The 15,580-nt window shown below is 56.8% G+C and carries 9 protein-coding genes and 1 rRNA gene; 6 read left to right on the top strand and 4 right to left on the bottom strand.

Annotated features, from left to right (window positions below; genetic code table 11):
- The first annotated feature begins 15 nt into the window (after positions 1–15).
- Entirely contained in the window at positions 16–1,314 is a 1,299-nt protein-coding gene (locus tag ACGY09_RS10700; RefSeq protein WP_397571537.1) for an SGNH/GDSL hydrolase family protein, read from the top strand.
- Between the two features lie 48 nt (positions 1,315–1,362).
- On the opposite strand, the gene ACGY09_RS10695 is transcribed toward ACGY09_RS10700, so the two are convergent.
- The 3 genes from ACGY09_RS10695 to ACGY09_RS10685 all read right to left on the bottom strand — a co-directional run bounded on the left by ACGY09_RS10695 (position 1,363) and on the right by ACGY09_RS10685 (position 3,769).
- A complete protein-coding gene (locus ACGY09_RS10695; protein WP_397571536.1) occupies positions 1,363–2,886 on the bottom strand; it encodes a DUF1598 domain-containing protein in 1,524 nt (507 codons plus the stop codon).
- Between the two features lie 72 nt (positions 2,887–2,958).
- Positions 2,959–3,408 carry a hypothetical protein gene (locus tag ACGY09_RS10690; RefSeq protein WP_397571535.1) on the bottom strand — a complete coding sequence of 150 codons (450 nt, stop codon included), beginning with the start codon at positions 3,406–3,408 and terminating at the stop codon, positions 2,959–2,961.
- Positions 3,409–3,583: 175 nt separating this feature from the next.
- A complete protein-coding gene (locus tag ACGY09_RS10685; protein ID WP_373650262.1) occupies positions 3,584–3,769 on the bottom strand; it encodes a carbon storage regulator in 186 nt (61 codons plus the stop codon).
- A gap of 341 nt (positions 3,770–4,110) precedes the next feature.
- Between ACGY09_RS10685 and ACGY09_RS10680 the strand changes: the two genes are divergently transcribed.
- From ACGY09_RS10680 to ACGY09_RS10660, 5 genes are all read left to right on the top strand, one after another.
- Complete coding sequence (locus ACGY09_RS10680; protein ID WP_373650263.1) at positions 4,111–4,782, top strand: OmpH family outer membrane protein; 672 nt, start codon at positions 4,111–4,113, stop codon at positions 4,780–4,782.
- A gap of 267 nt (positions 4,783–5,049) precedes the next feature.
- Entirely contained in the window at positions 5,050–6,117 is a 1,068-nt protein-coding gene (locus tag ACGY09_RS10675; protein ID WP_397571534.1) for a hypothetical protein, read from the top strand.
- A gap of 424 nt (positions 6,118–6,541) precedes the next feature.
- Positions 6,542–7,351: an enoyl-ACP reductase gene (locus tag ACGY09_RS10670; protein ID WP_373650265.1), complete on the top strand. Its 810-nt coding sequence runs from the start codon at positions 6,542–6,544 to the stop codon at positions 7,349–7,351.
- 218 nt (positions 7,352–7,569) lie between these two features.
- Complete coding sequence (locus ACGY09_RS10665; protein WP_397571533.1) at positions 7,570–8,259, top strand: SOS response-associated peptidase; 690 nt, start codon at positions 7,570–7,572, stop codon at positions 8,257–8,259.
- A 191-nt stretch (positions 8,260–8,450) separates the two neighbouring features.
- Positions 8,451–13,199, top strand: coding sequence for a PQQ-binding-like beta-propeller repeat protein (locus ACGY09_RS10660; protein ID WP_397571532.1), 4,749 nt, complete (start codon positions 8,451–8,453; stop codon positions 13,197–13,199).
- Between the two features lie 746 nt (positions 13,200–13,945).
- Here ACGY09_RS10660 and ACGY09_RS10655 read toward each other — a convergent pair.
- A 16S ribosomal RNA gene (locus ACGY09_RS10655) occupies positions 13,946–15,484 on the bottom strand.
- Positions 15,485–15,580: the final 96 nt, after the last annotated feature.

Genomic DNA, 15,580 nt, shown 5'->3' with positions numbered 1-15,580 from the left:
CACGGAGCTGAAACCATGCTGCGACTTCGCCAGTGGTGCCTCATTGTTTTGACCTGCTTTGCCTCGACACTGCCCGCCCCCCTGCCCCGTGCGGAATCGGCCGAGTTCTTCTTCAAGGATGGCGATGTCGTTGTCATGATCGGTGACAGTATCACCGAACAGCATCTGTATTCGAACTATGTCGAAATGTGGACGGTGACGCGTTTCCCACACTGGAAACTGACGTTCCGGAACGTCGGCATTGGGGGCGATACCTCGGGAGGAGGCAATGCCAGATTCGCTCGCGATGTCCTGGCGTTCAAACCGACTGCGATGACGGTCGACTTCGGGATGAACGACGGACGCTACCGTGCTTTTGAAGAGGCGACGTTCAATCCATACATGAATGGACTGCAGGGAATGGCCGATCAGGCTCGTGCAGCCAGCATTCGGACTGCGTGGATCACGCCGCAGCCACTGGATGATGGAGCACAGGGACCGACTGCATTAACCGGATACAACCTGACGCTGGAGAAGTTCTCGGACGGAGTCAAAACGATCGCCGAAAAGAATGGCGGCATTTTTGTGGATCAGTTTCATCCCTATCTGACAGTTCTCGATCGGGCTCGCAAGCAGCATCCCAAGTATGAACGGATTACCGGGGGCGATGCCGTCCATCCGGGGCCTCCTGGCCAGGCACTGATGGCGGCGTCGATCTTGAAGGGGCTGAACTTCCCCTCGTTCATCTCTTCGGCTGAGATCGATGCGAAGTCCAAAAAGGTGGTGTCGCAGACGAACTGCAAGGTCGAAGTTGAAGGGGCAGCAGAGAACCGCCTGTCGTTCAATCGCACCGATGTCGCATTGCCCTTCTTCCCGATGGAAGCCTTCAGCATCCTGGAATTCGCTTCGATCCTCGACGAACTGAACGAGTACCAGTTGAAGGTGACAGGCCTGCCCGAAGGCAAATACGAGATCCAGGTGGGGGGCAAAGTGGTGGCAGAACGGACGTCAGAACAACTGGCCAACGGGGTGAACCTGGCTGCGGGTGTGCTGGCGAACGGCACCATCGCCGATCAGGTCAAAGAGGTTCGGGCGGCGATTGAGAAAAAGAATCGCTTTCATCATCAGTCCATATTCCGGGGCATCGTCCTGACGAGTCTCCCTGCCTGGGTTCACGAAGTCATTCCCGAGGGAGAGCTGACGGCCAAGCGGAATGAACTGATTCAAAAGCGGCTGTCGCAATTGCCGGCTCTCGATGAAGAGGTGGCCAAAGCACTGGTCATGAAGCCGCATCGATTCGACATTGTCCCCAAGGCAGACTCGGACGATCGCTGATCAGGTCAGGACCGAAAAGTGGACATCCCGTCTGCTGGCGAGGCCGTCTCAGCGAGAGGTTGCCTTCTTGGACGATCCCTTGTCGACGGCCGGGATGTCCCACCACCACGTGTGAGCCGTGCCGGGTGGAGTCACTACGGCTGACTTGCGGGTGAATTCTAACTGCGATGCCGTCCGGTCCGTTGCCTTGACCAGATCGGGGGGACGGTGTGTCGAAATCGTGACACCCCCCCCGACAAGTCCGATCACGAGATTGCCACTTTCCTTGAAGTTGACCAGTGAGGGGACTTGTTTCGGCGGGTTGAACGTCGGGTAGGTGAGTCGCTCGGCGTCGAGAAACAGGGATTGCTTCCAGCCAACACGTTCGGCCAGTTGTTCCTTTCGAATGAGCGATGCCAGCACGACCCAGTCGATGAGATTCTGAAGTTCGCCGAAAACAGGCGATTTGTCGGCCAGTTGCGCAAATTTTTGGGTGAACTGTTTGGCAAAGCCGTGGGTCGACTTATGAGTCGTCGTGGCGGTGGAGCGGTTGCCGAACTCATCGGTCACCTCATCTTCGGCCAGAAGCTGGGCCCGTTGACCCGTAAACTGGTATGAGAGGCCATCTTCGCTCTGATAAATGGCATCGTACAGCGGCACAAACCACCATCGCTGCATGACGTTCCCACCCTTGCCGAGCATGGCCAGGTGACTTTTCAGCCCTTTGACCGCGGGCTGTTCGACGCCGATGGCAATCCGCTTCATGCGGTAGTCTGCTTCCACCAGGATCGTCGCGAAATGGGAGTCTGGGGGGACACCATCGATCCGCACATCCTGCAGTCCCAGGATGTCATCCATCTGGTTGAACCGGGCTTCAACTTCCTGTTTCGTCGCAGGCACCCCTTGCCGAACGAACTTCTGCAGTTCTGCCAGACGAGCGGGAACAGGGTCGATGGAACACCCGATCTGCGGGGCTCGGGGAACCGTACGCAGGGCGACAATCAGGTCGTCCAGCCGCAGGACGGGGCGTGCTGACGCGACACCAATCATGCGTCCGACTGCATCGGGCGCAAATCCGTCAGCAGGTCCGGCGATGATCAGGTCCTGCTCTTCCGGTACGACGAAGATGTGCTCGATCCGCTGCAGCCCCGCGAGGTAGAAGACTTCGTCGGGGATCGGGTTTCCTGCTGCAAGGACTGCTTCCAGCTGCTTTTCAAGCTGGACCAGTGACACCATCCGCAGGGAGGCTGATTGGGTCAGATCCCGGGAGAGGTATTTCTTCGCAAGCATGTCGCGACGTTTTTTGTCGAGACCGTCATTCCCGTCCGCCGTCGTGACCAGCGAGAGGATGCCGTCCGCATCGATCCGGATCCCGGCGCTGGTGTTCTGGTTGTTCCCACCACCCCCGAGGCCGCCAAACCCCCCGCCGAATCCACCACCGAGACCCCCTGTCCCTCCGGCCCCTCCACCCACCTGGGCCATGCCGGGGTGGGCGAGTGCGAAGACCATCAGAGCGACTGTCAGAAAACGGAGTCCTGTCACCATTTCGACTTCTCCATGCTCGCGGTGTGGAATCTGTCGTCGATCCAGCATCGCGATATCTTACCGCAGTTGCGGAATTGTTCACGGAAAAAATCGGTGAGAGGACTCCCGTGGCCGTCCGTCTCAGCCGGCAGCCAGTTTAGGAATCACAACTTTCAGATAGCCCGAGATCCCGACGATCGCTGCGGCCAGAATCAGGACAACAAGTTGCCACCGCTTGGAATTCTTTCGCATCCCTTCGAACGCCTTGGAGCGTCCGACAAGTGCGGAAATCAGAAAGAAGACGGTGAACGCCAAGAGCATCTTGATCCCCATCAGCATGTGATAGGGCTTCGGACGAGGGGCCTGCACGGCGAGGTAGTTGTAGAAGCCGCTGACCAGAAAGAGCAAAATGCCGGCGTGGACGAACCGCTTCCACTTGTTCATCACCAGCTCTTTGAGCTTGTTATGCTCGTCGTCGGGAAGCTGCGATGCCGCAGGGGTGAGCACAAACCGGATGAAGAAGGCGCCACCGACAAGGATGATCGCGGTACCGACATGCGTCCAACGAGAGAGAATTGGAATCCAGTCCATCTGTTCACTTCTTAAAAATGGGGCCGATCAGGGTTTGCACGATGTGAACTCTACGAAACCTGCCGCCTTGCTCCAAGTCTGTTGACCCGGTGGTGATCACTCGACGCATTGCGACCCCATTACCTGCCTGAGGAGCAGCAACCCGAATTTCAGGGGAGCCCCAAGGGATCTCAGCTCAGGACTGCTTGTTCTCGACGCACGCAGGTGCACCGGGCTGATCGCAGTGATCCCGGCGGATGGACATTTCGGGGGGAGCATCAACACCCAGGCGTACGCGATTGCCCGAAATCTTCAGGACCGTGATCTTGATCCCGCCCGCGATTGTGATTTCGCCTCCTGACTTCCTTGATAGCACCAGCATGATTCCCTCCTCTGGCTGTAATTCAGTAACCCGTACACTTTGGGACCCGGCAATCGGAACAGATCGTCGCCCGATCCTCTGCAAGATGCATTCTGCTTGAACTGAGCGTGGGGCATGGACAGACGGTCAATTTTGTGGCCCGGGGCTCGTCGGCAAACTTGCTGCGTTCCAGAACTACGTGCAGTGAGGCAAAGAGTGTTGGAAGGGATTTGCGGCCTGTAACCGTTCTTGCTGGATCTGTCGCACTTTCGAACTGCTATAGACCTTAATTACCGTTTCGAATAGCTTCCGCGCACGTCGTTCATGGCTTGAACAAATCCTGTCCAAAAAAGGAGTTTTGGATGCGTCACGTTGGTGTGTTTGTCGTACTTTCGGGTTGCGTTGCGAGTTTGATTGGGTGCGGACAGACCAGCGGGCCAGCCGCGGCAGGGTCACGCGGCGGGATGGCCGTGGTCGATCTGGACAAGGTGGCCGCCGAAACCGGTCGTGACCGCCTTCTGGCCCAGTCGCTCGAGCTGGCTCAGAACACGCTGAATCAGGGCTACGCCAAGACCGTGGAAAGCGCCAAGGATCAGCTCGCCGCGAAGAAAAAAGGTCTCGGAACCGAGCCGACCGAAGATGAACTGAAAGAACTCTCTCAGATGGAGCGTTCGGCTGTGACGCAGTTGACCCAGATTCAGAACAAGGCACGGGCCGAGTTTGAACAGTACAAGCAGGTTCAGATCGCCAAGTTCCGCGCGGAATTGAAGCCCATCACCCAGGAAGTCGCTGCCAAACGGGGTCTCAGTATTGTGATTCCCAAGAACGAAGGCTTGCTGCTGTCGGTTGATCCAGGTGTCGACATCACCGACGAAGTCGTCAAAGTGCTGAAAGAAAAGCACCCCATTGCCCCCGCCGCTGCACAGGACGGAGCCGCGAAATCCGCACGAGCGATGTCTCCCGCAAACGCTTCCGGCGCTGCGAAGACCGCCGCTGCAGAAGAAGAGGAAGAACTGGACGAAGCGATTCGTTAATGATTAAGAGACAGTTCGACGCCCACCTGGCGTCATTGTCAGACCAGATTACCGGCGGCCCCGATCGTTTCTTCCGATCGGGGCCGCCTGCTTATTTTTTGATGGTCTTGGCGCAGTTACACAAAATGCGGGCGAGAACATGTGGTCCTCGTTCACTTGTATAGATGTCATCAAAGGGGCCGGTTTGTGTTGGACATGGTCAATCTCGCGGACGATAACCAGAGCCGCACTAACTGAACATCCTGGTTTTCCACGGCTGCATTTTTCATGAAGTCGCGTAGCAGACATCCATACCCCTTCGTCAAAAGATGGTGCCGGTTATGGCTCATCGTCGTCTGGGGTGTCGTGTTGACTCCGTTGATGGCGTTCGGACAGACTCCGGCGGAGGGGAGATCGTTTGTTCTTCCCGCCCCCGCTGAATCCGGGGCGGAAGCATCTCTTCCTCCCTCAACGCAGACGATCGTTCGCGGACCCTGCGACCCCGACTACTGGATCATCAGTACGCGTTGCGCGGAAGCGGAAGTCGAAGCCGGTGTCGGATACAACTATAAGGTCTATCGGTTCGAGGGACCGAATCCCGGTCGCTACAGCTCAATGGACGAGCTGCTCGCCTCTCTTCAACCCGGTGTGCCAGTGTGCTTTATGGCACATGGCAGTTTCGTCACCTGGGATTCCATGCTCAATGACTCGGCACAGACATATCGCTGGTTGCGGGGTGCGGCCCCCTGCCAGCCGGTTCATATGATCTTCTACACGTGGGCCAGTGATGACGTTGAATGTTTTATACCGGGACTGCGAGTGAACGTCCTGGGACGGCGTGCTTCCCTGAACGGGTTTTATCTTGCGGATCTGATCACAAAAGTGAGTCATCAGCATCCGGTTTGCGTGATCGGCCACAGTCACGGAACACGGATGGTGAGTGCCGCACTCCATTCCATGGGGGGCGGTGCTGTGGAAGGGCGATTCTTTGCGGGCGGTCCCCAACCTCCTCGCCGGATTCGCGTGATTCTGGCTGCGGCGGCGATTGATCATGACTGGCTGAATCCCAACGAGCGATTCGGGTTGGCTCTGAATCAGTGCGAAGCGGTGATCAATCTGAGAAACCACACGGATTTTCCCCTGACAATCTATCCTCTTCGCCGGCCGATTTCCGGTAAAGCTCTGGCCATATCGAGCTTCACCCGCCGCGACCGTGAGTTGATCGGACCGGCCAACCAGAAGATCGTTGACTACGACGTCACCAATCTGGTCGGCTTGGGACACATCTGGGTCCACTACTATTCCCAGCCGCAGATCGCCCAGGCGATCCGGCACTTCGTCTACTTCGACGAATAACGCGGGGTCGGTTTCTGGGGGGCTCCGGACGACGATGCAGCTCCCCACGTTCCTGTATTTTCTGATCGATACCGGGCCTGTGCGCCGACGTCGATCGAAGTTTGCGCTGGAACGACGGCCTTCCTTTCTGCCCGGTCGGTCTTCAAGCTGCCACGTTCATTCTCACGGGGTGTCAGCAGCGCAGAGGGGAATGAATTCCGGACGGCTCTCTGCGTACCTGCTGACAGTTGCGGGTTTTCCGGGCGCTGTTATCGTGTGGCGGCAGGAAGAAAATCGCTTCTGCACCGATTTGGGCAAGTTGATCAGGCTGATGACTGAACGTTTCACGGTGGGGATGAGGAAGAGACCCCGCTGTTTTCAACTTTTGTCGAATCGTCATACGCAACGTGGATGGAACCGCCGCTTCTGAACGAAGGAGATGCCGATGAGTTTGATGGCTGGGAAAAAAGGCTTGGTATTTGGGATCGCCAACGATTATTCGATCGCCTGGGCGATTACCGAACAACTGCATAAAGAAGGTGCGTCACTTGGGTTCACGCATCTCCCAGACAGGGATCCAGCCAATCCGAAGATGGAGCGGCGAGTGCGGAAACTGGTCGAGCCGATCGGGGCCAAGATGCTGGTTTCGTGCGACGTCCAGAAGGACGAAGATCTCGATAAGACATTCGCCCAGGCAAAAGAAACATTCGGGACACTGGACTTCATCGTTCACTCGATCGCTTATGCGCCGATGGACGATCTGAAGGGACCTGTCTACGGCTGCAGCCGCGACGGCTTCAAAACCTCAATGGATATCAGTGTTTACAGCCTGATGGCCATCTGCAAGCGAGCCCAGGAACTGATGCCAGACGGCGGCAGCATCATTACGCTGTCCTACCTGGGCGGGGAACGCGTCATTCCCGGCTACAACGTGATGGGATTGTGCAAAGCGGCCCTCGAATCCTCCGTCGGCTACCTGGCACACGAACTGGGCCCCAAGAAGATTCGCGTCAATTCGTTGAGTGCCGGGGCCATCAAGACCCTCAGTTCTTCCGCCGTCAGTGGGATCGACGTCATGCTGAAGATGTATGAAGCCCTCTCGCCGCTCCGCCGTCCAACCGACGTCGAAGAAGTCGGCAAGACAGGCCTTTATCTCCTCAGCGATATGTCGAGCGCTGTGACCGGAGAAACACTGCACGTTGATTGTGGTTTCCACATTATGGGAGCCCCTCCTCACGACGCCAAAATCCAGTGATCTGATCATCGCGGTAAGGCCGCTGTGATCTCGTACGGGAATTCGATCCAAGATCCCTCGCTGATGCGACGGGCGAAAGTGGAATCCAAGAAGATTCGACCCGCCCGCGTGTGCCAGTAAGGGATCTTCTCGTTTTTCAGCAACTCCTTCGCCTCATCACGATATAATGTCGGTCTGGGCCGCAGTGGCTGGGAACACTTTCGCCGAGGGTTCGACTGATGTGTGGGCGGATCAATTTGTGGATGTCGCCAGCCGAACTGGCTGACGTCTTCGAACTGTTTCGCGAGCCGGACTGGGAACCGCGTTATAACCTCGGTCCGATGCAGAAGACGCTGGCCGTGCGGCAGCATTCTGGGGGTGAACGGCTTGCAGAACCTTTGCTATGGGGGCTGATCCCTTCCTGGTCAAAGACAAAACTGACCGGCCCACCTCTGAATAACGCTCGTGCGGAAACCATTGATTCCAAACCGTCGTTCAGTCAGTCGTTTCAGCTTCGCCGATGCCTGATTCCCGCCAACGGGTTTTTCGAATGGAAGCGACTCGATTCGAAATCGAAGCAGCCATGGAATATCTTTCGGACGGATGGCGAGCCGCTGGCGCTGGCAGGGATCTGGGACCGCTGGCAAGCCGTGGATGGGACGGTCATCGAATCGTGCGCGGTCGTCACGACCGAAGCCAACTCGTTGATGGCCCAGATTCACGACCGGATGCCCGTGATCCTGGAAAAAGCAGACTGGAAAGCCTGGCTCGACCCCAAGCTGGTCGATATCGAAGTGCTCCGACGTTTCCTCGTCCCCTGCCTCAGTGAATTTCTCGCGGCAACCCCTGTTTGCTCACTGGTCAATAACGTGAAGTACGACAGTCCCGAGTGTCTGAAGCGAGTGACCGAAGTACGGACACTCTTTTAGACACACTTCAATTATCGCCGATGTGTCGGGCGAGGTCCTTTTATTCAGAATACCGCGGAAACCACAACCTATCCTCGTGTTATTCACACCGGTATACTTGCCGGGGCTTCGAACTGATACATGCCTGACTTCATTCGAAGTCAGTGGCTGATAACGATTCGATCCTGCTCGGTTCAACGAGGGATTCGATAATGATTCGTCAACGTACTCGACAATTCCGTCCGTGGTTAATTGCCGGATGTTTATTGTCTGTGTTTCTCACCCCGGTTCTGACGAATGGCGTTCTGCTGCGTGCAGCCGATGATGCTGAGCCTGCAAAAGAGGCGAACCCGACCGAGGACGATGTCCGACTGCTGAAGGGGCTGTTCCGGGAACTTTTCAACCCGAGAGCCAATGGCCAGCGCCGCCAGCGTGACATGGGCGAAGGGGGACTTCGGTCCACGGACGAAGGAGACGAAGAGAGCCCTCGCGACTCGATCGACAGTCGGGCCCCTCACGACACCAAGAATGAACAGGTGCTTCAGGCCGCAGAACGGGCGGTTCGACAGAAAAACTGGAAGCAGGCCATCGAGCTGCTTCAGAAGTTACTCGATCAGTCGGAAGACTCACTTCATCGTGCTGCGGGTGGATCGTGGCAGTCGATGCGAAAAACGGCCAATCAGATGCTTGGGCAAATGCCCGAATCGATCCTGCAGGAATATCGCGGTCAGTACAGCGGGCTGGCTCAGCAGCAGCTCGAAGCCGCGAAACGAAGCGGACTCACCCGTGACTTTGTGAACGTCGCAACTCGCTATTTCCACACCCCTGCCGGATACGAGGCTGCGAACTATCTGGGCTCGCTGCACTTTGACCGGTCTGAGTTTGGCCTGGCGGCGCGGTGGTTTGAAGAGCTGATCGCTTCACCGGCGAGCCTGACCCGTAACGACCGCTGGAAGCTTCAGGCGATTCTGGCGGTGGCTCGATCGGGAAAACAGGCCGAAGCCGACGCCTTGCTCAATCAGCTTTCACAAGGTCGAAGCACGCTGGTGACGCTTGGGGGGGGCAGTCTTCCAGCGGCAGACTGGCTGGGAAAAGTTCAGTTCAGCGCAACGCCACAGACCTTGGCCCTGGCCGACTGGACGCAGCTCTACGGGACGGCGGCTCGTCTGGGAACTGCCGTGGGGGGCGACCCTCTGCTCTCACCCGACTGGTTCTTGCCACTCACCTCGAGCCATACGGTGCGGAATGCCCTGAAGTGGCTCGTGCAGGATCTGCAGGATCAGCAACGGGCTCAGATCATGGCCTCTTCGCCATTAGTGATGGACGGCAAGGTCGTTTATCGGGATCTGCGGGGCATTCGCAGCGTCAACCTGGAAACCGGACGGCCGCTGTGGGAAAGCGTGGAAGGGATTTCGCCGGAACGGATTCTGGGTGGCTTACCCTCGCAGCAGATCGATTTGCAGGATGGCTGGCGGCTGCGCGGTAATGCATTCCAGAACATGAACGAGTTCCAGGGATCGGCTGCCGAATACAGCCCCTTGACGAGTCTGCTGTTTCGCGATGGTGCTCACGGAATCATCAGTGGCGATGGCAACCAGTTATTCGTCATCGAAGAGCATGGCATTCTGTCCCGCAATCAACCCGGTCAACACTGGGGCTGGGATGGAAATCCCGATCCGCAGGATCCGTTTGGACTTCCCTGGAAGACGAACCGCCTCGTCTCGTACGACCTGCATACCGGCCGAACACTCTGGACCCTGGGGGGCAGCGAATCTCGGGAATCATTCGACCCGCCGCTCGCCGGAACCTACTTCTATGGGACCCCTGCCGTTGCGGGCGAAGAACTGTTCGTGGTGGCCAGTAAAGGAGATGACATCCGGCTCTGGTCGCTGGACCGCCAGTCGGGATCTCCGTTGTGGTCGCAACTGATCGCTTACTCGGACACGAAGATTGATCTCGATATCGCCCGGCGATGGATTACGTCTCAAGTGGCAGTCGGCGACGGAGTCATCGTTTGTCCCACGACGGTCGGCTGGATCGTCGCCATCGACCAGTTGAGAAAATCGGTGCTCTGGGCTCACCGATACGCCCCCGCGACCAATCAGTCGAACCACGAGCGAGAACCGGGGTCTCAACTTTTGCCGCAACGCGAGCTGAACGCACTCTGGTGCCCCTCTGCCCCGATCATCAGCGGCAACTACGTTGTTTACACGCCGCAGGAAGAACCCGTGCTGATCTGTCTGAATGCGACGGACGGTCGCCGGGTGTGGGATCAGCCGAAGAACAATGGTCTGTACCTCGCTGGGGTCTTCGATCAGAAAGTGGTCGTGGTCGGGGAAACCTCCGTCGTCGCCTACCAGCTTACCAGCGGCAATGAATTGTGGACGGCACCGTTCGACGAAGGAGTACTCCCTTCCGGCCGCGGGGTCGTTGTCGAGGATCACTTCTACGTTCCGCTCAGCAACGGAGAACTGCGAACCATCAACCTCAAGACCGGGGAACTCGTGTCGCGGACGTTCGTGGCATCGCAGCAACCCCCGCTGGGCAATCTGGCCATGCACCGGGGGAAACTGGTGTCGCTCAGTCCCGCAGGTCTCACCGCATTCGGCCAGCGCGATGCACTGCTGCGGACGATCCAGGATAAACTTGCCGCCGATCCCAATGATGCCTGGGCTCTGCTCCGGTCGAGTGAAATCCAGCTTCTCAATCGTCAGTACCCGGAAGCAATTCAGCTACTGAGGAAGATTGACCGCCCGAAACTTTCAGAAGAGGAACAGGCACGACATCATTCCGCACTGGTGGAAAGCCTTTCGACCTTGATTCACGAAGATGTGCTGAATCGGGGTACGGAACTGGAGGAATTGCGGGAACTAGCTGAGACTCCGGCCGAGCGATTGCTGTTTCAGGAACTCTCGGCTGAGAGACTGCTGGCGGAGAATAAGCCGCTCGAAGCGTTTGATGTTTTCCTGCAGCTTGCCAGTGATCCCGGTAGCGGGTCAATCACGCGGACGGATAACACCCACGTCACCTCCAGCAGGACCGTCTGGTTGAGTGGTCGAATGTTTGATCTGTGGCAGGCCACCCCCGAGGACAAGCGGATCGATCTTGACCAGCGAATTTCCGCCGTCACAACTGCGGCATCCGAACAAAGTCGGGAGGCCTGCCAGGCGACGGTCCGACTCTTCTCATTCCATCCCGCGGCCGTTCACGCCCGCTTCAAACTGTTGGACTGGCTGGTCGCAGCAGAGGATTTCGCTTCTGCACGGCTTGTCCTCGAGCAACTGACGGACAGTTCGGACCGATCGGTATCGGAAAAGGCAATCGAGCAGTTGGCTCGCATGATGGTTCAGTTGAAGCAGCCTGCTGACGCTGTGCACTACTATCAAATTCTGGAATCCCAATATGGCGACGTCGTGGTCCGGGAAGGAGTCACCGGATCTGCCCTTGCCGCAGAAGCAAAAACGAGTTCCGAGCTGGATTTCGGGGAACATCAGCGAGGGGTGACCTGGCCCAGCACTCCACTACGGTCGGTGCAGTCCGTCGTCAATTATTCCCAACCTCCGCAGAACGTGACTCTGGAAACACAGCTTCCGTTCTTTGATCGATTGAGCTTTGATGCCTATCCCAATGAACAACGGCTGGCCATGGAGTCGGTTGCCAGTGGAAACGTCGAATGGATGGTACCTCTTCGCTCGGCCGTACGGGGCGTTGATGAAGGACCCTTCGTTGTCCAGCAGATTGGACATCAATTGTTCTTCATCAGCAGAGGAATCCTGCATGCAGTGTCACCTGTTGAACGAAAAATCCTGTGGTCCCGTTCACTGGACGAAAATGCGGACGGAATTACCTCCGGACGCCATTCCTCGCGACCGCTCGTCTTTTCGATGATGACCCCGGCAAGCTACGAGGGGATTCAGGGAATCATGCTTCAGCGAGCCCAACAGACGGGAAGTCTGGCAATTGCACAACCGACGTATCTCTGCGTCTACGGAAGGCGGTCGTTCTCTGTCATTGATCCCCAATCGGGTGAAATCCTGTGGACGCTGGACGGTCTTCCAACCAATGCCATCGTGGCGGGACATCGAGACGCGATTTTCAGTCTCGTTCCTGGAAAAGACGAGGTCTCAGCGTATCGCGCCCTGGACGGAAAGCCTTTGATCGTCGAAGGGGGGGCAAAGATCCTGAACAATGCCTTAACCTCACATGGCTCATCACTGCTGGTTCTGGATCAAGACGGCCCCAATCCGTTGCGAGCGCTCGGCTTGAAGCGAGAGAAGGTTGTATTGAGACTGCACGATCCTGTGGCCAACGCGACTCAATGGAAAATGGAATTCCCCGCTGGTTCAGTAGTTAGCCTTCTCGGTGACGATGAAGTTGTCGTTCTGAAGACGGATGGACAAATCCAGCGAATCGACATCGCAACCGGACGAGCCACCAGCCTCGAATCCATTCCCGCCAAAAAGGCCGCGCAGCGGAGTGAGAAGTACCTGTTTGCCGACGCAGATCGGATTTATCTGATCGTCAATTCGCGAGATCACGGAAATCAAACCTACGGTGAAAGTCTGGCGTCAATCCGAATGAATGGGACGCTCTATTGCTGGAACCGGAAGTCTAATGCATTCATGTGGCCGCCATGCGAAGTGAAGAATCAGAATCTCGTGGTGGACCGCTTCTCGACCCTGCCCGTGATTCTGTGCGTCTCCCGATCGTGGAAGCAGCGCGGCCGCATCAATATCGGGACTGGGACTCTGAACATCACCGCGATTCACAAACAGACCGGCCAGAAGTTGATCGATTCGGAAATTCCGTCGGCCTTCAGCGGCTTCCATGCGATCAGTTTCAATGTCGACGAGCCTTCGATCGACTTGAAGTCGTACAACATGCGGATGCGGTTGGTCCCCACTGACGGCCCGGTTGCCGCCGCCCCGGAAACCAAACCAGCTGCTCAAGCCAACAACTGATCACTCTGGATGAATCGACCGGATAGAATCGCCATTTGAAGCAGCCGGCCACGGCAACGCTTTCAGGGCGTGCCCGCTCAAATCGAAAACAGCGATTCAGGCGACTTGGCGGTCACCCGGTGGATGACCTGCTCCGTTCTCAGATTCTTCACGGCGAGACACGCCATAGAACCGGATTCGTGTAATTCGCCCAAGGGGCCACTGGATGATCAAACGAACCGACGTCGTGGCTGAGCATCGTTTCGCACGTTGGTCTGTTGAGTTGTTCCCATCCAGGAAGAAAGTCCGTGCGACGGGTAGAACAGACGACCCAGCCGAAGAATGGAGAAACTCGCTCAGCCCGCCTGGCTGGGATCCTTTTCTTCACAAGTACCGGTAGACGCGGGTCTCTTTCTTTACCGCGTTGGGAAGAGAACGTCGGACCAACCCCGAAGAGGAAACGCGAAGCGGAGCGGCATTCCACTATCTGCATCCCGGCTACGGCCAATGGTCATTCCAGGGTTTCAAGAATGACACTCTGGAAATTGCCGAAACAGCTCTGATGGGTTGGACGAAAAACGAAAAAGCCACCATCACGAATAAACGCGATGGTGGCTTTTTGTATGAACAGGCTGGAGAGTTGAGAATCAAGAATTGTCGAATGATGCGGACTGTTTGTTATTGATTTGAGTCACCGTGTATTGTTCGATCGACTGACGTCTTTCGAACCACGTGTGTCTCTGGCGCAATTGACCAATATCCTTTAGAAAGGAGGTGATCCAGCCGCAGGTTCCCCTACGGCTACCTTGTTACGACTTAGTCCCAATCACGGAGTTCATCTTCGGCACCTGTGTCCTTGCGGTTCACGCAGCGACTTCGGATGCCCCCCGCTTTCGTGGCTTGACGGGCGGTGTGTACAAGGCTCAGGAACACATTCACCGCAGCAATGCTGATCTGCGATTACTAGCGATTCCAGCTTCATGCAGGCGAGTTGCAGCCTGCAATCCGAACTGAGGGACGCTTTTTGCGATTAGCTTGCCTTCGCAGGCTTGCAGCGCTTTGTACGCCCCATTGTAGCACGTGTGCAGCCCTGGGCATAAAGGCCATGAGGACTTGACGTCATCCCCGCCTTCCTCCGGTTTGACACCGGCAGTCTCCTTAGAGTCCCCACCATAACGTGCTGGCAACTAAGGATAAGGGTTTCGCTCGTTTAGCGACTTAACGCGACATCTCACGACACGAGCTGACGACAGCCATGCAGCACCTGTGCATGTTCCGCTCTTGCGAGTGTGGCCCGACTTTCATCAGGTTGATCCATGCATGTCAAACCCAGGATAAGGTTCTTCGCGTTGCCTCGAATTAAGCCACATGCTCCACCGCTTGTGTGAGCCCCCGTCAATTCCTTTGAGTTTCAGCCTTGCGACCATACTCCCCAGGCGGAACACTTAACGCTTTCGCTACGAGAACGAAGGCCGAAGCCCCCGTCCTCCAGTGTTCAGTGTTTACGGCTAGGATTACCGGGGTATCTAATCCCGTTCACTCCCCTAGCTTTCGTGCCTCAGCGTCAGAAAAGGCCCAGTGTGCCGCTTTCGCTGCTGGCGTTCCTTCCGATCTCTACACATTTCACCGCTCCACCGGAAGTTCCACACACCCCTACCTCACTCAAGTCATCCAGTCTCAGGCGCAGTTTTCCGGTTGAGCCGGAAGATTTCACACCTGACTTAGATAACCGCCTACGCACCCTTTAAGCCCAGTGATTCCGAATAACGTTCGCACAGTTCGTATTACCGCGGCTGCTGGCACGAACTTAGCCCGTGCTTCCTCTGAGGCTCTGTCAAATACAAGAGATAGCTCTCGTATACTTCATCCCCTCTGACAGCGGTTTACAATCCGAAGACCTTCATCCCGCACGCGGCGTCGCTCGGTCAGACTTTCGTCCATTGCCGAAGATTCTCGACTGCAGCCACCCGTAGGTGTCTGGCCAGTGTCTCAGTGCCAGTGGTGGGGGCCATGCTCTCACACCCCCTAAGCGTCAAAGCCTTGGTGAGCCGTTACCTCACCAACTAGCTGATACTGCGTAAGCCGCTCCCCAGGTGGAATCTCACCCATTGCTTCCCGATCATCACGACCAGGAAGATTATCGAGTATTACCCACAGTTTCCCGTGGCTATCCTCGCCCTGGGGGTACGTCACCTACGTGATCCTACCCCGTTCGCCGGTGTCCCCCTTGCGGGTTCTCCCTCGACTTGCATGCCTAATCCACGCCGCCAACGTTCATTCTGAGCCAGGATCAAACCCTTTGAGTATTGTTTTCAGAAACGTGACAGCTTGACTTGCGTCTCGTCGTCACGAAAATGTTAACTTGGGTTTGTCCGCTGGCCACACGTTGACTGATCATGTGA

The sequence above is a fragment of the Schlesneria sphaerica genome (assembly GCF_044336245.1).
Classification (GTDB): domain Bacteria; phylum Planctomycetota; class Planctomycetia; order Planctomycetales; family Planctomycetaceae; genus Schlesneria; species Schlesneria sphaerica.
This window is presented reverse-complemented; position numbering and strand designations above follow the sequence as displayed.